This is a genomic window from Sulfoacidibacillus ferrooxidans (genome assembly GCF_022606465.1).
Taxonomy (GTDB): domain Bacteria; phylum Bacillota; class Bacilli; order Alicyclobacillales; family SLC66; genus Sulfoacidibacillus; species Sulfoacidibacillus ferrooxidans.
In genome coordinates this window covers 14,671-36,825 of record NZ_JALBUF010000012.1, presented here as the reverse complement: position 1 = coordinate 36,825, position 22,155 = coordinate 14,671, and the positions used below count along the sequence as shown (strand labels likewise).

Below are 22,155 nucleotides of genomic sequence, written 5' to 3'. Positions count from 1 at the left end.
CGTTTATCCCCCTAGCAGTATGTATATGTGCCATTGTATCACTTATGGAAAAATCCAGCCAGTTGTTGTTTCTTGTAAAAAGAGCTCCATTTCATGCGTACGCGTACGCGACATGAGTTCATCTACAGCAATTCGAGGTGATTTTTGAGCATAAAGAATATCTCCTATAGCTGTAGCTATCGGCATAGGCACATCTGCTTTTGAAGCAATATCAAGTGCAACTTTCGTTGTTTTTACCCCTTCTACCACCATGCCTACACGTTCCAATGCCTCTTCTAAAGAAAACCCTTGTCCAAGTAAGTATCCCGCATTCCAGTTGCGACTATGTCGACTCGTACACGTCACAATGAGGTCACCAAGCCCAGTTAACCCTGAAAAAGTATGATAGAGAGCTCCTAGTTGAATGCCAAGCCGTGATATTTCAACAAGACCGCGCGTCATAATAGCTGCTCTAGCATTGTCACCATATCCAAGACCATCTGAAATACCACAACCCAGTGCGATAATATTTTTTAATGCACCGCCAAGTTCTGCACCCACTACGTCCGGATTAGTATATACGCGCAATACAGAATTCATCAACATGTCTTGAATACATTCAGCCGTCACTTTGGACGCACTTGCAACGACAAGAGTTGTAGGAAGTAACCGCGAAACTTCTTCAGCATGACTAGGTCCCGTCACAACAGCTAATCGCTGTTCAGAAAGAGTGGGGCAAGTGTCTAAAATAATCGTCGACATCCGTGCCCCGGTACCTAACTCTAAACCTTTAGTTGCATGAGCTAAAATAACATCTGATCGCAGGAAGGGAGCAATTCTTTTACAGGTTTCACGCATAGCATGTGACGGCACGACAAGAAGCACTACATCGGAATGAGCGATACATTGTTCACTCGTTGTAGCTCTCACTCCACTGTGTAAAAGGACACCAGGTAAATAGTGCTCATTAGTATGGTTTTCGTTAATTTCAGTGACTTGTGAAGAGTTTCTAACAATAAGTGATACATCGTGCCCGTTATTAGCACATACAGAAGCTAGTGCGGTACCAAAACTTCCTCCACCAATTACTGCGATACGCTGTGTAGGAAAATCATCGATGACCATCGATCGCAGACTCCGTTCCTGTATAGTGATTCTCTCATGTATAGTTGATTAGCGCGTAAAAATACGATGTTCTATGCCCTGACGTAAGCGTGTAATGTTCGAACGATGGCGCCAAAACGTCATTAATACAATGATGATACTCACCCAGATATAAGGCCCCGAACTATGCATCGCTATCTGAAAAATAGGAACAAGTATAACAAAGACTAACGCGGCTAATGATACATAACGAGTGATCAGTAATAAAGCAATCGCAACAAGCCCAGCATAGATTGCAGGTAAGAAACTAAGGGTTACAAGAACACCGATGGTTGTAGCAACACCTTTGCCACCACGAAACCCAAAGTAAACTGGCCAGTTGTGACCTACGATAGCCGCAAGACCTGCGAGTGCCATAGCCCAATCCGAATCACTTGTTACAAGATGCGCAAATGCAATAGCTAAAACTCCTTTTAATATATCAGCTATCAAAACAATAAGTGCAAGTTTTAGACCTAGTACGCGTAATGTGTTTGTTGCCCCTGCATTTCCGCTCCCATGTTCTCGAATATCGACCCCGGTTGCCACCTTACCAGCAATATAACTACTGCTGATCGCTCCTAGCAAATAACCAAATATCATGCTAAGAAAGAGCATCTCCATCCCCCTCAGTGCAATGCGAACTTAGCGTCGTTCATGAGAATTGCGTTCGCGTATTAAAATACGCATTGGAGTTCCAAGAAACCCAAACGATTCTCGCAATTTATTCTCTAAATAGCGTTGATAGGAGAAATGCATCATATCCGCTTTGTTAACGAAAACAGCAAACGTCGGTGGTTTTACAGCAACTTGAGTGGCATAAAGAATCTTAAGTCGTTTACCCTTATCGGTCGGCGGCGGTACCATGGCCACTGCTTCCTGAACAATGGTATTAATAGTGGATGTGGCAATGCGTTGTGCATGATTTTCTGCAGCCTCAGCTGCGATTTCTAGAACTTTGCGAACTCGTTGGCCAGTTTTAGCAGAAATAAACACAATGGGTGCCCAAGCTAAAAATGGAAAGTGGGAACGGATCATTTTTTCAAATTCTTGAGCTGTTTTCCCGTTTTTTTCTACTGCATCCCATTTATTTACTGCAATAATGATTGCTTTTCCCGCATCGAGTGCATAGCCTACTACGCGTTTATCCTGTTCTATAATGCCCGAAGAAGCATCAATAATTAAAACGGCTACATCAGAGCGTTCGATGGCCCGCAAAGCACGCAAAACACTGTATTTTTCTGTAGCTTCGTATACTTTTCCTCTTTTGCGCATACCTGCAGTATCGATTAATACAAACTTTGCATCATCTAGAGTGAGCGACGTATCAATGGCATCGCGAGTCGTACCTGCTTGATCACTCACTAATACGCGATCTTCTCCCAATAGTGCATTGATTAATGATGATTTACCTACATTAGGACGACCAATCACTGCCACCTTGATTGCATCTTCGTCGATGGCTTCTTGATCTGTACTTTCATCTGGGAAAAAGTCAAAAACCGCATCCAATAAATCTCCTATGCCCAATGCATGTTCGGCAGATACGCCCAATGTCTGCTCAAAACCCAATCCAAAAAATTCATAGGCTAAGGAACCACGTTCAACGTTATCTAGTTTATTTACAGCAACAATAACTGGTTTTCCCGATCTGCGCAATAGATTCGCTATTTCTTCATCAGCTGATGTAACTCCGTTTAGACCATCGACTACAAACACGATGACTTGTGCCTCGTCTATAGCTAACTCAATCTGTGAACGTATACGTAATGTAATCTCATCAACTTGTCCAACTTCAAGTCCACCTGTATCAATGACTCGAAAAGATCTGGAACGCCATTCTGTAGAAGCAAATATACGATCCCTTGTAATTCCCGGACGATTCTCTACAATGGCCATGCGTTGACCGATAATGCGATTAAATAATGTTGATTTGCCCACGTTTGGCGTTCCTACAATAGCCATAACTGGTGCTGCCATATGATGTTCCCTCCCTTCTGTAAATTTAATTAATTGCTAGCGGCTGCACCTACTGCTGCAGTAAGTGTTGCTTCATAGCGCTGTCTAACGGGTAATGCATGAGTTTTACCAAGTGCACCATACACAATTCCACTTGCACTAGGTGGTACTACAAGGATTTCGATATTTAGTTCATCGCGAACCTGTTCCACTCGATAATCATCAAGAAAAATGTCAGCATCATCTTTTAACATCACATCGGGAATCAATAATACATCAGCTTTTAGTCGATCCCGCAATTGTGCAATGATATCTTGTCCAGTAATTAAACCAGTAACTGTCACTTGATCACCATAAAATTCATTCACAATGGGGTATACGTCAACAGTGAGGCCATCAATGCGATTTAATTGTTCAGCAGTGCTTGTAATCACTTTTTGCGCTGATGTACCTGTCACAATTGCAACATGACGATGCTTTTGCAACTTCCTAGGTAGTTTTTTTTGCAAAGAAGTAAATTCATCTAAAAATGTACGGAGTAATCCGACACCATTTTCTATCTGAGCAAACTCATCATAATACATAGCTGTAGGAATCTCACTATCACCTATGCAATAAAACTCGTCTGCCGCATGAACAAAATTGACCCCTAGTTTAGGTCGTAAAATATTTTGCCACTTCGCTACTTGTTGTGCAATTTGCCTTGCCTCTTCTGCGCTACAATTGCGCAATTGCGCTAATCCACGACGGTGTTTTGTTAGTCCTACAGGCACAATAGACAACGTGCGAACAGCCGGATAAAACTGTGAAAGCTCTTCAATTGTGCGATCTAATTCCGCGCCATCATTCCACTCTGGACAAAGTACAACTTGAGTATTCATCTCGATGTCATGTGAGGATAAATAAGCAATTTGCTCTAATATTTCTCCCGACTTTTTATTGCCAAGCATTTGTTCACGCAACACTGGATTTGTTGCGTGAACGCTGATATTAAGTGGAGACATTCGCAGAGCAGCAATGCGTTCCAATTCGCCTTCACGCAAATTAGTCAGTGTCACAAAGTTACCATGTAAAAAAGATAATCGATAATCATCATCGCGCATATTCAATGTCTTGCGCATGTTTTTTGGAACTTGATCAACGAAACAAAATACACATTTATTGTGACACAAACGCACTTTATCCACAGTTGGGTGTTCCCAATCTACTCCCAACGACTCATCATAGTCTTTATCGACTTCAACTACCCACTCATCACCATTACTTTTGCGTATATCAAGAGAGATATCTTCGCCTGCCAGGGCAAATTGAAGGTCGATAACATCGCGGATTGGTTGACCATTGATCGCAACAATGTCATCTCCTGGTTCAATTTGTAACTCTTCTGCAAGTGAACCAGGATGCACAGTTAGCACTTTTGGCATCACTATTCGACCTCCTAACCATCATGCCATTATCGCAAAGAATAGTGCATATCGTCAATTACAAATTAAACTTTTTACGTAATGCTTCTCCAAATAATTCTTCTAGTGTTGCACTTGTAGGCTCAGCCTTCATTTCCGTCTTCGACGGTTGCCGCATCGCAGGTGCTGGCTTTTGTGATTGTTTCGTCGCTTCGCGGATAGACAGTGACATGCGTTCTTCTTCTGGTTTTAATTCCAAAATTTTTACTTGTACTTCATCGCCTGGTGTCACCACTTCCGCAGGTGATTCGATACGACTATTGGCTAGTTGTGAAATGTGTACAAGTCCTTCAATGCCAGGCGCAACTTCAACAAAGGCTCCAAAAGAAGCTATTCTTTTTACTACCCCTGTAATCACTTGACCAACCTGAAATTGATTGGTAGCGTTTCGCCAAGGGTTAGCATCTTCCAGCTTCATACTCAGAGAAATTTTACCCGATTCAGGTTCAATGCGTAGTATCTTTACACGAACAGAATCCCCTGGTTGTACCACATCTTCAGGTCTATTCACGCGTGCAAATGACATTTCAGAAATATGAAGCAATCCGTCAATGCCTCCTAAATCAACAAATGCGCCAAATCCTGTTAAACGAGCTACGATCCCCTCAGTGATTTGACCCACTTCAAATGCTTGAAGCTTTTCTCCACGAAATGATTGTTGCTCTTTTTCTAAAGCCTGTTTACGAGAAATAATGACCCTTCGTTGCTCCGGTTCAATCTCTGTAATCACGACAGGAACTGTTTGACCGACAAACGAAGTTAAATCACTTTGAAACCGAAAATCAACTAATGATGCAGGTAGAAAAGCGCGCAGACTTTCAATATCTGCAACTAACCCGCCTTTAATTGAAGCCAATATTTTCACTTTTATTATTTCTTGACTAGCAAATTTGTCTTGTAAAGTCGCCCATGTTTCTGAACTCACTGCATCTTTCCTAGATAATACGGGGTGCTCCCCTTCATCATGTAATTCGATGATTCTAGCCAGAACACGTTCTCCAATATCCACTGTTCCAACTAACGTTTGTGAACGGACGTCCGACCAATCTTTCACTGCAATATGCCCTGGTTGTTTATATCCAAATTCTACAGTGACCTGATTTGCTTCTACTGAGATAACCGTAGCCTCGACAATAGCCCCAACAAGTAAGGTCGATCCATGGTCAATCATCGTCTGTGTGCTGTTCTGGTTTAATGTATGTTCTGTCATTGTGTGCTTCCTCCTTATCCGGTCGTAAATAGGGTTGCAATCTATGCATTCCTGTAAAAAAACCTGCGATGACCGGTATGTACAAAATGACTGCCCACGTAAGTGATAGTACATGAAAACGATAGAAAGAACCTATGATCAATGCATATGCGATAAGTACTGCACCAAAGTTGCGCATGTTGCGGATCATGGCTTTCTTTTTTACAGCATCTCCGTATGGTGATGCATTCAATACCCCACTGTACAGCCATATAGCAAAAAACGCAAAAACACCAAGCACGATCACTTCAAGAATTTGCTGTATCATGTAGAGTTTCCTCCAGAATGGCGAGCAATCTTGATTCAATTGTAGTTTTAGCATACTCCGCAATTGAAGTGCCACTTTCCTTAGCAGTATCTGCTGAAATGACAAATGGTTCACCGAACCGGATATGCACTCTGCCAAATAGCCTGTACGGCCCTACAATACCCACAGGAACCACTGACGCTTGTGATCGACTAGCTAGGAGAGCTGCTCCTCTTTGCAATGGTTGTAAGCCATCTCCAGTGCGATTTCTCGATCCTTCTGGAAAAACCACTAAAATGCCATCTTGGCTTAATATCTGAAGAGCTGTTTTAATAGCCGCTCGATCATTGCCCCCTCGTTGAATCGGAAACCCATGCACCGACTTAATCAGCATACCCAGTGGCTTAAAACGAAAAAGTTCTTCTTTGGACATAAATGACACTGCACGTTTCATGGAAATCCCAATAAGAAGTGGATCCCAGTTGGATATATGACGAGAACAGATGATAACGGCACCTTGTTTTGGAATACACTCAGACCCACAAACGGATATTCGAAAAAACAACCTCATCACCAGTCTGACCGCAAATCGACCGATATAATACATACGTAGTTTGTTAACCCCTTTTTTGAGATTGACGATATTTACAGAGTGCAATAATCATCTCTACTACTTCATCAATGGCTAAGGCCGTTGTGTCAAGAAGTACAGCATCGTCAGCTTTTTTAAGCGGAGATGCTTCACGAGTCTCGTCAAGTTCATCACGTTTTGCCACAAAGCAAACAACATCTTCATACAGGCCTGAATATCCTTTGAGCACGAGTTCGTCAAATCTTCTCTTAGCCCTCATATGAAGTGAAGCCGTTAAAAAAAATTTCACATCTGCTAGCGGAAGTACATGCGTTCCAATATCGCGTCCATCCATGACCACACCAAGTGTTGTATTGACCATCTGCTGTTGACGTTGAACTAGTTTTTCTCGAACAAGGGCATGTGTAGCTACAGTTGATACTAACGCACCAATATCAGATGTGCGTATGGCAGTCGTTATTTCTTGCCCATTGAGCACAACTTTTTGTTCCGGTTCACCAGGTATAAATTGGATGTCGCAATTGTCTACTAGTGCAACGAGCGCTTGTTCATCGTATAATGAGATATTGTTTTGCAACGCACTCCACGTGACACTTCGGTACATGGCACCCGTATCAATATATGGTATAGCAAGACGAGTTGCCACCCGTTTTGCTACTGTACTCTTTCCTGCACCTGCCGGGCCGTCGATTGCAATCTGAATAGACACGATGAAGTGTTCCTCCCAGCTTATTCGCGTTACATGTAAAGTCATTAATAGCTACTCTTCAGTTATCTTTATTCAAGTCCTTTTGCGCGCAATTCAAGTTGTCGTTTAAACGCATATTGTACAATTCTTTGTTGCGCTGCATTCGATATTTCAGTGAATCGAATAGATAAAATCGGAATAGATAGCAGTTCATGTGGTTTCAGTCGCAGCACAATCCCTTTTGCACTCACAGCTGGAGTAGTGGGAGCGTCCTTTGGCAAAGAGAATTGCACGGTTATGGTATCTCCTGCCACTACCGGAACATCTGATTCTGGATGAAAGCGAATCCCTCCACCACTGATATCATGAGTAAGTCCCTTACCACGAACTAGTGGAATGCCTCCCTCGCGTTTTGGAACTAGAAATGCAACAGCAAAATTAGCTGGTACACGCACAAAAGACCGTCGCTGAATGTGACGTATCTCCTCCGCTTTAGGAGTAAGGATCTGTAGAGTTTGTAACTCATTTTGCGCTATTTTTTGATGAATGGTTGTTTCAAATTGCTGCAAAGAGCCATCTACAGCAAAATAGCTAATTAATACAGGGTCCTTAGCATCAAGTGCCAATAGTGTATTGCTATTTGTGCTTAAAGGTAACTCAAACACAATCGCTGTCTGTGAGATATCTAAAACATGTGCATCTCCGCGTTCGCGATCGCGCATGCGCATAATAAACAGTTGTTGTCCTAATTTAGGTAAGGCCATCCTTTCACCCCGCTCATCTTTAATTATAGCGTGGTTTAGAGAAACATAAAAGAGAGGTGATTGACACACCTCTCTTTTATGAATTTTTATTATCTACATCTTTGTTTAGTGAGAGCTTGCAATCTCGTATTTTGTGAGTTTATGGATTGCAATCACTTGACCAGTATGTGCATCAATGTCCACATGAACTTCATTCTTATTAGAATAACCCATCATATCGTAAACAAGAAGAGGTTGATGAGAAGCAGATTCAACCATAGCTAAGTACACACTAGAGATGTGATATTGAGGTTGCAATTCACTCATGACTTGTTTTTCTGTAAGCAGATTTTGTAATGCAATGTGCACAGGTGGTGCAGTGAGCAGTTTAGTTGCATCATAGTGTGTAACTATTCCTGAATCTAAGGAAACTTTGGCAAGCACAGGCTCCGTTAACATGCGTACCCCATCATGAATGGGGGCAAAAGTATAGGTTCCGACCTCATCGTATGCTACAGAACTGATGAACACACAGTTGTTAATGTGTTGGTTTTGTATAAAACGTTGTGCTACTTTGGCACCTTCCATAAGTGTTAATTTTTCGTGACTAGATGAATTCTCCCCTTCACGAGCCATCCAAAGAATTGCGCCATCACTTTTTTTGACAGCAACATAACTCGGTAAAGAATGTGAAGGTTGAGTGACTTTTACAAGATACCCATTTACCCCATAACCAGGTCCCAAATTTTCCACTGATGTTTTAGCCTGTCGGTTAACTCCCAGTACAAAGCGCGCATATGCTTTTGCCGTTGAAGGAGATACCGAAGAATCATATATAGCTTTATTGTGCGGATGTACATGTTGATTAGACTTAGAATGAAGAGCCGTAGATTCGTCTCCTGTGCCTATTGCAGGTACTGCCTTTGCGATATTTGCAAATTGATCCTGTACAGATTTAGTAACACCAAATACAGGTTCTGCAAAAGCGCTTGTCACATGGATCATCGGGCTAGAATGAACCATCATTTCACTTTGCGCTTTTCTCGTCGCCCTTTCTACTTGAGTCGCTTGATCGTATAACATGCTAATCTCCATACGATCTTTCTGACTAAAAGCAGTACCATTTGTATGCGCATTAGCCAGACGTTCAGTTTGCTGTGTAACAGACCCAAGAAAACGTTGTAAATGGCTGTTTTGAGTAAGCGTTACAGGCAGTCTACTCGCATACGCTTCAGCCGTTGCGGCATCTTTTGCTGCTATGTGTAGTTGTCCAATCATCGCACTAGACGATTTGGGGATTAATGCATTACCAAGTGCATCTTGTAGCTCATCAATATCATAAGTCATACTATGAAATGCTGATTGATAACTTAATTCCAAATTTGCAAGAGAAGCTGATTGTAATCGGTGTTCTTGAAATCCATATAACGAAACCCCGATCAAACCCAGGGCTAAAGCAGGTATCATCCATCCTACTCTTCTTCGCTCCATATGCATCATGATTCCTCCTATTTCGCAAATACATGATTTCCTATAGTTAACATAATCGGTTGAGACCAAATCCACTGTGAGGTTGCAGTTGCAGGATTCCAGTAATATAAGGCACCATTTGTAGGATCCCAGCCATGAATAGCATCCATGACAGCTGTCACATTTTCGTGATGTAGTCCTAGCCATGCTTGCCCGTTAGATATCGATGTAAATGCACCCGGCTGATAAATAATGGACGGTATGGAGTGTGGAAATAGATTGCTATGATACCTGTTCAAAATGACTGCAGCAACTGCAACTTGCCCTGTGAATGGTTGGTTACGAGCTTCTCCATAAACCACATGTGCCATAAGAGTAATGTCATTTTGTGAAAATCCATCAGTCCCACCATTACTCGCACTGCTAGCGGCAGAAGTTGCAGGTGAGCTACTTTGCGAAGTAGTAGTCGCACTTGTAGCAGCCGTAGAAGTTCCGTTGTTAGTATTGGATGTGTTTTGTGTATTCCCTGACCAATTGATGGTCGCTTTATCGAGTTGCGTCCAGGTTTGTGTTGTAAGCGCTCCATTCACAGGCATACCAAAGGCATACTGAAAATCCCGAACCGCCCAATAGGTTGTCCATCCATACACACCATTGATAGGACCAGAATAATATCCTAAAAACTTCAATCGACTTTGCAATTCATTGATTTGCGGACCTTGTTTGCCTACCCCAGGCCATCCTGCAGTTGCTTGCAAGAGACTAGCCGCGGTCTGTGTATCGTATTGACCAGTTGCAGGTATCCCAAAAGCAGATTGAAAATTGCTAACTGCATTAGCTGTCTGTTGAGTGTATGTCGCTGTGAACGATCCGTGATAATACCCTAGATAACCCAACCTACTTTGCAAGTCAATGACACTTTGCCCCTGATCTCCTACGGTCAAAGTACTTGCCTGAGCAACTGTTGGTGGCATATCCCACAATGCAAACATCATGACTAAAGATGCTGCAGTTAGCGCGATCTTGTTAAACCATCTCATAGCTTGCAATCCTCCTATACTTCACTTCTCTTCCGCGATGCTGTCCTCATGTAGTGTTTTACAATCCTATATCGACTATGTAAGAAAAGATAAGAAAACAAAAAAAAAGCGACCACCTCGAAAGGTAATCGCTTTATTCCATCGTACATAACGTAAAACAAGACATTATACTAGCGGTTCAATATCAAACTCCTTGTCGTTATCGCACAGACAACGGCGAAACCCTGTTTCTACATGCCCGCGGACATCGCGAACGCCTCGTAGGATAAACACTTCACCGCATTTGCGACAACGAATGTGGATTTTAACTCTGCCGCTAGGAGCATCCAGTTCACTGCCTATCTCATGGAGCGTCATAGATTCCGAACGCATGTCATTACCCTCCTAAGAACACCACCAACATTTCCAGTATGAACTCGTTACTACACGCATCATACCCAACCGCGCAATTCTACAGCCTCTGCTAGGCGCCGAACACCAACCATATACGCCGCAAGACGCATATCAATGTTACGTGCCTGCGCAGTATTATACACAGTTTCGAAGGAGCGCACCATGAGTTCTTCAAGACGAGTCTCTACTTCAACTTCCGTCCAATAGTATCCCTGGTTATTTTGCACCCATTCAAAATAAGATACAATCACTCCACCCGAATTTCCAAGCACATCTGGAACGAGGAGAATGTCACGTTCACTTAAAATGCGTGTAGCTTCCATGGTTGTAGGGCCGTTTGCTGCCTCCACAATAATTTTTGCTTTAATGTCATACGCATTTTCTAATGTGATTTGATTTTCAATCGCAGCTGGAACGAGAATATCACAATCTAATTCTAAGAGTTCTTTATTTGAAATGGTATTTTTAAATAATTTAGTCACTGTGCCGAAAGAATCACGTCGTTCTAACAATGAATGAATATCTAATCCATTTTCATCGTAAAGTGCACCATATGCATCAGATATTGCAATTACTTTTGCCCCTGCTTCATGCATGAATTTAGCTAGATAACTTCCTGCATTACCAAATCCCTGTACAACAACTCGGCTACCCTCTAAACTAATGCCTTTCACTCGTGCAGCTTCGCGAATACAAATGGCCACTCCGCGCGCAGTCGAGGTATCCCGTCCAAGCGATCCACCAAGTGCAATCGGTTTACCCGTAATAAAATTAGGAGAATCAAATTCTTTGATGCGACTATACTCATCCATCATCCAAGCCATTACCTGGGAGTTAGTCATAACATCAGGAGCAGGAATGTCTTTTGTGGGCCCTACAATTTGACTAATCGCTCGAACATATGCACGTGCAAGACGTTCTTGTTCACGGAAAGACATCTCGCGTGGATCGCAGATAACTCCACCTTTTCCTCCACCATAAGGAAGGTTTGCAATACCACACTTGACACTCATCCATATCGACAAAGCTTTTACTTCATCCTCGGTCACATCTGGATGAAAGCGAATTCCACCCTTAGCTGGTCCAATCGCATCACTGTGCTGTGCTCGATATCCAGTAAATACTCTGACAGTATCATCATCCATACGCACAGGTATTCGCACAGTTAATGTCCGCAAAGGCTCCTTCAATAATTCGTACATCTCTGATCCATACCCTAGTTTTGTAAGAGCTTCTTTGATGACAGCCTGTGTACTAGTTAAAACATTTAAATTTTCAGCTGTCGATTCATTTTGCGACATGCTTTCGCCACCTTTTAGAAATACGATAAACGAGTTCTTATTTTCATGGACAGTATAACAGCAGTATTGAAAAATGGTCAAATATTGACGTGATAATTGTTCACTTTAACCTGAAATAGAACGCTGATAAGCCGTTTGAACTAAACTAAACAAAAAATCCTGGAACGAAATTCCTTGTGCTCTTGCAGCATCAGGCACAAGACTCGTCGAAGTCATACCAGGTAATGTATTGACTTCAAGCGCAATAGGACCATGTTTCCCTATTATAAAATCAATTCTAGCATAATCTTGGCAATGGATCGCTGTATACGCTTTTTTTGCATACGATTCAATTTCTTGCATAATTTCAGGCTCTAATCTCGCCGGAATAATATGCTGGCTTCCTCCAACTTGATATTTAGAATGATAATCATATAACTCATTCATTGGTATGATTTCAATGACACCTAGAATATCCGGTTGATTCGTATCCCCTGTAACAGCAACCGTTACCTCCATTCCCTGAATATACTCCTCAATTAGCACGCGCGAATCATATTGAAGGGCAAGATCTAACCCCGCTTTCGCTTCCTCTACATTATGAGCTAACGTCAGACCAAAGGTGGATCCTTCGCTATTTGGTTTTATAATAAACGGCCACATCAAATTTTCGCCAAGTTGTTCAAAAAAAATATCTGATAAGGATTCATACTCATCGCGGTTGATAAGAACTTGTTTTGCAACTGGAATTCCTGCACTTTTTAGAATATGTTTAGTCATCGATTTATCAATAGCTAACGCGCTAGCCAGAATACCCGACCCAACATAAGGATAACCTAATAATTCAAGAGTTCCTTGTACCGTTCCATCTTCTCCAAAACGACCATGTAGACCAATTAATACGATGTCTGGTTGAAAAGACTGTAGTTCATTTAAAAATCCTTCTGTAAGGTCAATACCCTTTATGTCATGCCCAAGACCGCTTAAGGCACGAATCATCTCGCGTCCAGTCATCAGAGAGACCTCTCGCTCTGCAGATCTTCCTCCATATAACACAACAATTTTCATCGAACGCCAACTCCTTCTAACGCGTTATTGAAGCAAATTAATAATTAATTTTTGTACAAATATAATTGGCCAAATGTAAGAAAATAAAGGATCAACTACCCTGAATGAGTGTTCATGCGTCATACCTTTAGTTCCGCCAACAAATATTTGTAATGTCGGAAAAAGAGCGCTCACCTCACCGAGATCGGTTGCACCCTGTAAGCAATCTGTCTCTTTCACTGTTACGCTTTGATCCCATGTCCGTAACACATATTTAGCTTGTTCAAGTAATTTTTTTTCTTGACGTAAAGGTTCATAATGAGTTACAAGTTCAACATTCACTTGTAAACATTGAACTGTAATTTGTTGTAATCGAATGATTGACATTTTCGTGAGCTGATCATTTTGTCCATTTGTTTCAATCCAAATATCTAGATACCGTTGCTTGTCTTGCGTTTTAACCGCATGTATGTACAATCCTAATTCCTTGCGATAAGCAGCTAAAAGAGTGTCAGAGCGAGAGGATATAGGGTACATAGATCCAAAGCTTGTCAGTACATCAGTCATCCAATGTGCACGCAACCAAATAGCACCATGTGTACCTTTAGATAGATGTACTTGATGAGCGGTAACATCATCATCAAGATGTGTGCTAAGAACAGCAGTCGCACCATCAAACCAGCCTTCTTCTAACAATCGCTTCTTCCCTGGTATAAAAGGTAGAGCACAGTTTGAATCGTACGCTGGCCGACATTCCTCTGCTGGACACCCAATCATGCGAATCGCGAGATCTTTAAAATCAAATTCATTTTCAAGTAACATGGCCGCGAGTCCAAGGGCATGAATCGACTGTGCATGATGACCACAAAAATGACCAACAGGGCCATTCTCGCTTAGTTTAACTGCGTCTAGATCGGCTGTCATCACAATTTTACATCTTGCACGATCAAACTCACCGAGTGAAATCATTGGTGCTTTCCCATGTAATCCATAGGTTATGGGCAATTTGTGACGTTTTGAGAAGCATGTCCATTGACTAACTGTGAATTCTTCTTCATACGCAAGCTCAGGATGTTGTTCAAGCGTCAATGCTAGTTCTAATAACTCCTCTTGTAGATGAGGATCGATATCATTTTTTAAAACCATGAACTGAATACGTTCCCTCCTACTACAATCACACGTGAAATAAACTGACAGAGATCCAGTTACTGAGAGCATGGCTCCCTCTCACTGGATCTCTGTTAAACGAAATGACGATTGATCACTTCAAGTGCGTTTCCATCAGCAATGCACTTCCCGTATTCCTCTAAAAGCGCAGAGGTGACAGGTGCTAATTCGCCATGTTCCTGCAGTACCGCCCATACTAAATCGTAATGGCTTTCAGGAATGGTTTCATCATCAAAGGACAAGTGATATTTGTCATTGTAGTAGTATAAAGAACAATCCACAGGGAAAAGATAACTCAGCGGTGGTACGACACGAACTACATCTTCAAAATCTTCAAATGAAAAAACAAATGAACCAAACGGGTCTCTTTTTAACGTGTTTTCTTCATCATGATCTCCTGCTACAGGTGGGAGACTTGGAACTTGTGTCACAATAAGCACTACACCTTCAGTTGGCATCGTAAATGCTTCTACTGCAATCGGACCGGCAATTTCAAAACCAACTTCTGCGTAAGCAACCTCTAACATATCCCAAAATAATTCTTGTACTTTCTTTCCGTTTTGCCACATCTCATCACGGTCAATGCCTCGCGCCTCTAGGTCGTCGTAACTGATAAAGATACGCAACTTATTCCTTGCTACCTTTTCTACTCGCACGCAGATCCCATCCCTTCGAAGCGAGCACATGCACCCGTCGTGTAATTTTGCGTACTACTTCAATCTTTTCTGTAATCATACTCACAATTGCTCTGAGATGCTAGTGGAAAATACACGAATTATGACTCGCCTCACCCTAAAATGGGTAAAAGTCTAGGTATCTTTTACTCCGTTTTATCGAATCAATCGAGGAGCTGTAGATTCCTTCTCTAGAATTTGATGCGGTAACACAACAGTATATGTGCTAATTGGCTCATCACTTAAAAGTTTTGTTAGAAACCTCATGGCAACAGCACCGTAATCATACATGGATTGAGTAACCGTAGTTAGCGCTGGACGACTCATTTCTGTCAGCTTTGTATTATCAAATCCAACAATCATGATATCTTCCGGTATGCGTAAGGATGCATCTTGGGCTGCGTGTTCTGCAGCAATTGCAAGTTCATCATTTGCTGTGAAAATAGCACGTGGTGCACCCTGTTTGAATGCATTCTTCAAAATTGGTAAAGCTGTTGCATACGTTTCATTGGGCAATTCAATCAGTTGAGAGTCTATCCCATTACGCTGTATTCCTTGTAAAAACCCAACGCGTCGCTCATCTGTAAGCGTGCGCAAACCGTTTTGCGCACCAACAAAGGCAATCGATTTACACCCTTTAGCAACTAAGTAATCCACAACATCGATCGCAGCTTGTCTATTATTAATATTGACAGACGGTATCCTACCTTCTGGATCATCCGTTCGACAGAGAACAATAGGCAGCTGAGCCTCTTCAAAAGTATCAATATGTTCTTGCTGCAAACGAGGTGACATAAACAGCAAACCGTCAACCTGTTTTTCCCACATAGTTCCTACAAGATCTTTTTCACGGTCGAGTTGTCCGTCCGAATTACACAAAATAATATGATAATGATACATGTTAGCGATGTCTTCAATACCCCGAACAAGCTCTGCCATAAATGCGGCGGATACATCCGGTACGATTACGCCAATTGTTTTTGTTCGTTTACTAGCTAATCCACGAGCTATGGCGTTTGGACGATAGGATAGTTTAGCAATGGCTTCTAAAACACGTTTTTTGGTCTCTTCTTTGACCACAGCTGTATCATTCATCACGCGTGATACTGTTGCCATGGATACGCCTGCTTCTCTGGCTACGTCATAAATAGTCGCACTCATGATTGTATCCCCTTTCCGCGATCCCCGCTTTTTGAAATATGATTAAGTTGATAAAGCATCTCCCAATAAAAACATCTGCAATCGTGTTCATTAAACATTATACAGATTTTATGTCCCATGTTTTGCATGAAGTTGACCGAAATAACTACACCACCTCCAAATATTTTATGAACAACATGAACACCGATATCTGGAACTGCACTATCTATGGCAGGAAAAGTAGCATCCGTTGGCATTGTAAATGACTTTTCCTCATTCTTCTTCACTAAAAGTTTATCTAGAAAAGGCGTGAAATTTGTTTGATGTTGTAATACAAGGGTCGAGTAACTCATAAAAAGGCGATAACGTGCACGAGTTAAGGCTACGTATAAAAGTCTGCGTTCCTCATCTATAGCTATTTGATGATCTAGCTCTGATGATGCTTCATGAATCGCCCTTCGATGTGGTACTGCTTGATCATGTAGACCTATAACGAATACATCATCAAATTCAAGTCCTTTAGCACCATGAAAAGTAAGCAATTGTATTTGATAATGATAGGCACTTGGTGCTGGCGCTTGGATCAAGTTGTCCAATTCGCTTAGCCAATGAGAAAGTTTTTGATCTTCTGGCACTTTTTCATACAGTAATTGTAATTGATCTAGCCCCCCATCGCTATGTAAACTTCGGTTTTGCCTTGATCGCGATAAATAAGGGTCATATACTTCTCGAGCGTACTGTATAGCAGATTTTGCAGATAAATGTCTAATAGTATGTAAGAACTGCTCAAAGTGACGACTAACAGTTTGTGCATCTAACTTTTGTATATCCAACCATTTAGCATATTCTGTTGTCGCTTCCTGTAAGCTAGTTCTGTTTGCATTATACCTGGTTGCCTGTAATACAAATAATAAACGCTGCACGACAAAGTCTTTGTACAAATCAGTCCCTAGGTCCTGTGTGGTAAATAAAAGATGTTTACTGCGCAATGCATCGACAAGGCAGATAAGTTGGCGATTAGTACGTGCCAATACACCTATTGTACGCTTAGGTGTTACTTGGACCAATTGTACAATGGCATTCGCTACTCGTTCTGCTTCATCCCACTCTGATCCATAGCGTGAAAGGGCAGGTTTAACCCCTGCCCCGATAACGCCAATAAATGATTTTTTCTTCCTATTATCACTTTGCTCAATCATCTGTGTGGCTAGACGTATAATCGGATCTGTGGAACGAAAATTATGTCTGAGCACGACCACGCTGGCTTGTGGATATTCACGTTCAAAAGTAGCTAAAATATGCGGATCTGCACTTCGGAAACGATAGATGGATTGATCATCATCACCTACTACAGTAAGTGACATCGATTGTTTACATAATAATTTTATAGACAACCATTGGATGCGACTTGTGTCCTGAAATTCATCGACCATCACAGCCCTCATGCTACTTTGCACAGCATCTCGGAAACACATATCATCTCGTATGGCCTGATAAAATGTAATAAGAATATCATCATAGTCAAAGCGATCTTGATCTCTTTTGATCTCTTCGTATGTAGCGTAGATCTTTTCAAGAACAGGATCAATACAATCATCATTTTCATCCATAGTAAAGACTACGCGCGCCTGATTTTTAAGTTGTGAGATACTTTGTAAATAACGATCGCAAATTTCCCGATCGTTAGGTAATCGCACACTCGTGAGAGCAGAGATCATTAACGTTCGTTGTTCTTTTTTGGTAGATAGCAGTTGTGGATTTACGTGCTTATCACGCAATAAAAAACGTAAAAACAACGAGTGAAAAGTCCCTGCGACAACCCTTTTGAGAGCAGGTAAAAAACGTTCAAGTCGATTTTTTAATTCAAATGCGCTTTTACGCGTAAAGGTAAAAATAACAATATGTTCTGGTGCCATACCTTGCACTAGATATAGGTATGCAGCCCTTACTATGAGTACTGTTGTTTTACCACTACCTGGCCCTGCATATATTGCTAATGCTTCTCCGTGCGCGCTAATTGCAGCCCACTGATCTGCAGTCACACGTAGAGACTTTGATCGGAGAAAATGAACAAACTCCTGATCATTCATTTATAATCGTCCATTTTTTGCAGGAATAGACTCAGTCCTTGTATCCGTTGTTCAGCTTTGCGTTTTGCCGGAAATAAGTCCGCAATTTTTGGAGTGTTTGCTTCATAAAAATAGGTTACCGCTCGATGCTCTATACGCATCAACTGCGCTTCCCACAAGCTTAAGAGCATCTGAATCCGCTGTTCACGTTGTCTTCGCATGGCACTAAATAGGTCGCCTTTCATTTCGTTCATGTTCCGACTCTTTTCGCGAATAGGCTGAGTTGTAATGATTTCATCACCTGCATGGTCGTCCGGAATGGCCATCATGCATTGCTCCTTTAACGTTCAATGGATGCCTGTTCAAACTGTAATAATCGATGTTGCCATTGATTCACAAATTGAGTGAGCTCCGTTGAGAATTCTCGTTCAATTTTATGTTGCTTCATCAATGTAGCGATACCCTGTATATCTTCCTCTCGAAATAACCGCATGACTTGCTCAGCTACTTGATCTTCATCAGGACGTGTAGTTGCCACTTCTTTTGCACACTCTTGAAGTAATTCCATAGTGGATTGAATTCCATGTGAAAGCGTGTTGATTTGCAAATTAATCTTCCTCTCTAGTTGTTACATGACATCTGATCGCAGATTAATGTAAGCTTACTTTTACAAATACCACAAACATAACGTTCAAGATCTAATTTACGTCTCCTTGAATAATGCCTTTTACACTGCTTACACATATATTCGTAACGAATCGGCAAAATCCTCTTTAACGAAGTAGATTGTGCATATCTTGGAGCACCCACTTTTGCGAGCAACTGTTTGAAGTCTCGATCTCCATGCCGATATCCACGTCCGATTAGATGTAAATGATAGTGACATAACTCATGTCGAATGGTACCTACCAGTCCCTCAAAACCCACAAGATTCATATAGCGTGGGTTGAACTCTACATCATGCGATTCGAGTAGATAACGACCACCAGACGTACGCAAACGCGAATTGAATCGGCATTTGTGCATAAATGGGCGCGAAAAGTCTTCTTGCGATATCTTTACAACGAGATCGTATAACTCTTTCTCTGTCTTTGGAAGATGACCCGTAGTGGATAAATCTTTTGATTGCATCTCAAGCTCCTTGCAAGAAATGTTTCCTTTCATGGTACAATCGATTGCAAAAGGGGGCAAGTCCAATTCGAATTTTTGCGATTGCAGATACGCATTTGTCTTTTGGCGTTGATAAACCTATGTCTGTATTTGGTGAACAGTGGGATGGTTATGAACAACGCATGGCTATGATGTGGCGCGACATGATTACACCAGATGATGTTGTACTTATTGCTGGAGATATTTCTTGGGCTATGCGCGAGCAAGAAGTCATCCCTGATATGGCATATCTGGCAAGCTTACCTGGACAAAAAGTATTGTTAAAAGGAAATCACGATTATTGGTGGAGCACGAAAAAAAAAGTAAAACAATTGGCTGGTGATAACACCTATGTTTTGCAAGCAGATGCTGTTTTATTGCCACAATGCACGATCGTAGGAACACGCGGTTGGGAACTCCCGGCGACAAATAAAGAAACGACGTTTGATGATGAGAAGATTTATCACCGTGAAATTGAACGTTTGCGTTTATCATTAGAGGCTGGAGTAAAGCAAAAACAACCGATGATTGCTATGATGCATTATCCACCATTAGCTACTAAAGAGGACGCGACTCCATTTACAGACCTTCTCGAACAATATCAAGTGCAGCATTGTGTATATGGTCACTTACATGGACATGCACATCGTTTCAGAGTTGAAGGCGATGTGCGTGGTGTCCAATATCATCTAGTTGCAGCAGATTTTCTTGACTTTCGTCCTATCGAACTAACTGTTGTGCATTAAGTCAAATACTTCTTTTCGTTTATTTGTATCTGTAGCTAAAATACCTCTTACAGCCGTAGTTAATGTTTTCGTTCCTGGTTTATTTACACCGCGCATGGCCATACACATATGCTCAGCTTCAATCATAACAGCTACGCCAGCAGGATCTAAACGGTCCACTAATGCATTGGCAATCGTCGATGTTAAGCGCTCTTGCAATTGTGGCCGACGTGCAGTAGATTCGACAAGCCGAGCTAGTTTTGATAAACCGGTAATACGAGCACCTTGTGGAATATAGGCCACATGAGCATGTCCATAAAATGGGACAAGATGATGCTCACACATGCTATAAAAAGTAATATCTTTAACGAGAACCACTTCATTGTGATCCTCGTTAAAAATCGTTTTTAGCTGTTCTCTCGGATCTTGATGCAATCCGGAAAACACTTCACTGTACATGCGACCCACTCGTGCAGGTGTATCAAGTAATCCTTCGCGATCAGGATCTTCTCCGATTGCTTCTAAAATCATTCTCACAGCAATTTCAATTTTTTTTTGGTCAAAGCCACTCATGATATCACTCTCCATAGTCGCCAATATACCATTATTAATAAGGTAATGGAAAGTTGATCTCATGAGTTTGCAATAATGACTCATTTTTGTGCTACGATAACAGCAAAATTTAACCACTTAGCATAATTGTGCATAACTAGTTGATTGTCGTTCATGATGCGATATACATCCTCACTATACGCATCAGCATCCGTAAGGATAGGAGCTAATGAATCAACGTCTGAATCAAAGACCGGACTACTCGGCACTGGGCCTGAACGCAAAATACGGATACTTGAGAATCCAGCTGCGCGATAATATTGCTTCCACTGTGTCATTGTCGGAACACATTTGGCACCATACATCTCTTGAAATGCATAAAAAACATCCGGTGGAAGTGGTGAATTAGCGCACATTTCTACATCAATCGCCATACCCGTAGCCTTTAAAAGGCGGTAGTATTCATGTAACACCGTAAGTGGTTCATTAAAAACGCTAACCGATTCTGCTATAATGGCATCAAACTCACCGTCTGGAAATGGAAATGTATCTCCGCTAACCACAGAAAATTGTACTGGTGCTTGTAATTCCATTGCGCGTTTGCGTGCTTTATGAATCATATTCACATTTCGATCTACACCAAGTACTACACAACCAAAACGCTGAGCAATTTCACAACTTGTTCTCCCTGTTCCACAACCAATTTCAAGTACTTTATCATCTGTTGTGAGTGCAATTTGAGCCATCCACTCACGCGTAATAGAAAAACCTCCAGGATGAGCGCTACCTGCTCCAAGCGCTGCTAGCGCATCATGATAGTCCATGCTCAATCCTCCTCCCCTTATAACCATTGTTATCGTACGCAAAAATCTGTACAGTGTGCGTATTCTAAACGCTGGGCTATAACTGGTTGTTTTCAATGTGGGTTAGAGAGTATAGTTTGACAAGGAGGTTTCACCATGCAAAAAAAGCGAGGATCCAAACCGAGCGGTCCTTATGAAGCTTACATCATTCATGTCGAGCATGAAGACGATTTTTACTTTATTCCAGAGGGTATTTGTATTGTGGGGGAAGAGTATCGCTATCTAGTCTATTCATTAGATTCATTGCACAATTTTTTGCGTGCAGGACTATTGAAATTCCCTTTAAGTGAGCTACTAAGCGATGGGGTTACATTTAGAAATGCACAAATTAAATTAGAAGATCTTCAGTCTTATCGAATCACACATGGGCTAGAAGATGTTTCCGTTGAGGAACTTCTATCATTTCTATATGTAGCAGAGCCTACTAAGTATCATTTTTTAGAACGTTCATTACATAACAATGTATGATATAAGAGTTACTGATATGTCTAAGAACCTAGGGTTTTATGCGATCCATATACTA

General features: G+C 41.5%; 25 protein-coding genes. 2 read left to right on the top strand and 23 right to left on the bottom strand.

Annotated elements, in window-relative coordinates:
* Positions 1-42: 42 nt before the first annotated feature.
* From MM817_RS13135 to MM817_RS13035, 21 genes are all read right to left on the bottom strand, one after another.
* Positions 43-1,104 carry an NAD(P)H-dependent glycerol-3-phosphate dehydrogenase gene (locus MM817_RS13135; protein WP_241715947.1) on the bottom strand — a complete coding sequence of 354 codons (1,062 nt, stop codon included), beginning with the start codon at positions 1,102-1,104 and terminating at the stop codon, positions 43-45.
* A 48-nt stretch (positions 1,105-1,152) separates the two neighbouring features.
* Positions 1,153-1,746, bottom strand: coding sequence for a glycerol-3-phosphate 1-O-acyltransferase PlsY (gene plsY / locus MM817_RS13130; RefSeq protein WP_241715945.1), 594 nt, complete (start codon positions 1,744-1,746; stop codon positions 1,153-1,155).
* Positions 1,747-1,767: 21 nt separating this feature from the next.
* A complete protein-coding gene (der, locus tag MM817_RS13125; protein ID WP_241715943.1) occupies positions 1,768-3,102 on the bottom strand; it encodes a ribosome biogenesis GTPase Der in 1,335 nt (444 codons plus the stop codon).
* Between the two features lie 29 nt (positions 3,103-3,131).
* The gene (locus MM817_RS13120) at positions 3,132-4,505 is read right to left on the bottom strand and encodes a DUF512 domain-containing protein (protein WP_241715941.1); all 1,374 of its coding nucleotides are present in this window, start codon (positions 4,503-4,505) and stop codon (positions 3,132-3,134) included.
* Between the two features lie 58 nt (positions 4,506-4,563).
* Positions 4,564-5,754, bottom strand: coding sequence for a 30S ribosomal protein S1 (rpsA, locus tag MM817_RS13115; RefSeq protein ID WP_241715939.1), 1,191 nt, complete (start codon positions 5,752-5,754; stop codon positions 4,564-4,566).
* Positions 5,708-6,061 (bottom strand): hypothetical protein, encoded by a 354-nt coding sequence (locus tag MM817_RS13110; protein ID WP_241715937.1) that lies wholly within the window; start codon positions 6,059-6,061, stop codon positions 5,708-5,710. Before MM817_RS13110 ends, rpsA begins: the two co-directional genes overlap by 47 nt.
* Positions 6,042-6,647 carry a lysophospholipid acyltransferase family protein gene (locus MM817_RS13105; RefSeq protein WP_241715934.1) on the bottom strand — a complete coding sequence of 202 codons (606 nt, stop codon included), beginning with the start codon at positions 6,645-6,647 and terminating at the stop codon, positions 6,042-6,044. Before MM817_RS13105 ends, MM817_RS13110 begins: the two co-directional genes overlap by 20 nt.
* 10 nt (positions 6,648-6,657) lie before the next feature.
* On the bottom strand, positions 6,658-7,386 hold the full coding sequence (gene cmk / locus MM817_RS13100) for a (d)CMP kinase (protein WP_241715932.1): 729 nt from the start codon (positions 7,384-7,386) through the stop codon (positions 6,658-6,660).
* Between the two features lie 23 nt (positions 7,387-7,409).
* Positions 7,410-8,084, bottom strand: a complete 675-nt coding sequence (locus tag MM817_RS13095) for a flagellar brake protein (protein ID WP_241715930.1) — start codon at positions 8,082-8,084, stop codon at positions 7,410-7,412.
* 105 nt (positions 8,085-8,189) lie between these two features.
* A complete protein-coding gene (locus MM817_RS13090) occupies positions 8,190-9,560 on the bottom strand; it encodes a PepSY1/2 domain-containing protein (protein ID WP_241715928.1) in 1,371 nt (456 codons plus the stop codon).
* Between the two features lie 11 nt (positions 9,561-9,571).
* Positions 9,572-10,573, bottom strand: a complete 1,002-nt coding sequence (sleB, locus tag MM817_RS13085) for a spore cortex-lytic enzyme (protein ID WP_241715926.1) — start codon at positions 10,571-10,573, stop codon at positions 9,572-9,574.
* Between the two features lie 165 nt (positions 10,574-10,738).
* Entirely contained in the window at positions 10,739-10,945 is a 207-nt protein-coding gene (locus tag MM817_RS13080) for a hypothetical protein (protein WP_241715924.1), read from the bottom strand.
* Positions 10,946-11,004: 59 nt separating this feature from the next.
* On the bottom strand, positions 11,005-12,267 hold the full coding sequence (locus MM817_RS13075) for a Glu/Leu/Phe/Val family dehydrogenase (protein ID WP_272879986.1): 1,263 nt from the start codon (positions 12,265-12,267) through the stop codon (positions 11,005-11,007).
* Between the two features lie 105 nt (positions 12,268-12,372).
* Positions 12,373-13,314: a D-alanine--D-alanine ligase family protein gene (locus MM817_RS13070; RefSeq protein WP_241715922.1), complete on the bottom strand. Its 942-nt coding sequence runs from the start codon at positions 13,312-13,314 to the stop codon at positions 12,373-12,375.
* A 24-nt stretch (positions 13,315-13,338) separates the two neighbouring features.
* Positions 13,339-14,439: a M20/M25/M40 family metallo-hydrolase gene (locus MM817_RS13065; protein ID WP_241715920.1), complete on the bottom strand. Its 1,101-nt coding sequence runs from the start codon at positions 14,437-14,439 to the stop codon at positions 13,339-13,341.
* Between the two features lie 95 nt (positions 14,440-14,534).
* Entirely contained in the window at positions 14,535-15,116 is a 582-nt protein-coding gene (locus tag MM817_RS13060; RefSeq protein WP_241715918.1) for an adaptor protein MecA, read from the bottom strand.
* Between the two features lie 174 nt (positions 15,117-15,290).
* Positions 15,291-16,295, bottom strand: a complete 1,005-nt coding sequence (locus MM817_RS13055) for a substrate-binding domain-containing protein (RefSeq protein WP_241715917.1) — start codon at positions 16,293-16,295, stop codon at positions 15,291-15,293.
* Entirely contained in the window at positions 16,292-18,364 is a 2,073-nt protein-coding gene (locus MM817_RS13050) for an ATP-dependent helicase (protein ID WP_241715915.1), read from the bottom strand. Before MM817_RS13050 ends, MM817_RS13055 begins: the two co-directional genes overlap by 4 nt.
* Positions 18,361-18,672 (bottom strand): hypothetical protein, encoded by a 312-nt coding sequence (locus tag MM817_RS13045; protein ID WP_241715913.1) that lies wholly within the window; start codon positions 18,670-18,672, stop codon positions 18,361-18,363. The genes MM817_RS13050 and MM817_RS13045 overlap by 4 nt, the downstream gene beginning before the upstream one ends.
* Positions 18,673-18,683: 11 nt before the next feature.
* A complete protein-coding gene (locus MM817_RS13040) occupies positions 18,684-18,950 on the bottom strand; it encodes a hypothetical protein (RefSeq protein WP_241715911.1) in 267 nt (88 codons plus the stop codon).
* 14 nt (positions 18,951-18,964) lie between these two features.
* Entirely contained in the window at positions 18,965-19,474 is a 510-nt protein-coding gene (locus tag MM817_RS13035; RefSeq protein ID WP_241715909.1) for a SprT family protein, read from the bottom strand.
* 44 nt (positions 19,475-19,518) lie between these two features.
* Here MM817_RS13035 and MM817_RS13030 point away from each other — a divergent pair, with 44 nt between their 5' ends.
* Positions 19,519-20,238, top strand: a complete 720-nt coding sequence (locus MM817_RS13030; protein ID WP_241715907.1) for a metallophosphoesterase — start codon at positions 19,519-19,521, stop codon at positions 20,236-20,238.
* On the opposite strand, the gene folE is transcribed toward MM817_RS13030, so the two are convergent.
* Positions 20,221-20,790: a GTP cyclohydrolase I FolE gene (gene folE, locus MM817_RS13025; RefSeq protein ID WP_241715905.1), complete on the bottom strand. Its 570-nt coding sequence runs from the start codon at positions 20,788-20,790 to the stop codon at positions 20,221-20,223. The genes MM817_RS13030 and folE overlap by 18 nt on opposite strands.
* An 80-nt stretch (positions 20,791-20,870) precedes the next feature.
* Positions 20,871-21,593 carry a class I SAM-dependent methyltransferase gene (locus MM817_RS13020; RefSeq protein ID WP_241715903.1) on the bottom strand — a complete coding sequence of 241 codons (723 nt, stop codon included), beginning with the start codon at positions 21,591-21,593 and terminating at the stop codon, positions 20,871-20,873.
* 135 nt (positions 21,594-21,728) lie between these two features.
* Here MM817_RS13020 and MM817_RS13015 point away from each other — a divergent pair, with 135 nt between their 5' ends.
* Positions 21,729-22,100, top strand: a complete 372-nt coding sequence (locus tag MM817_RS13015; RefSeq protein ID WP_241715901.1) for a hypothetical protein — start codon at positions 21,729-21,731, stop codon at positions 22,098-22,100.
* The last annotated feature ends 55 nt before the right edge of the window (positions 22,101-22,155 follow it).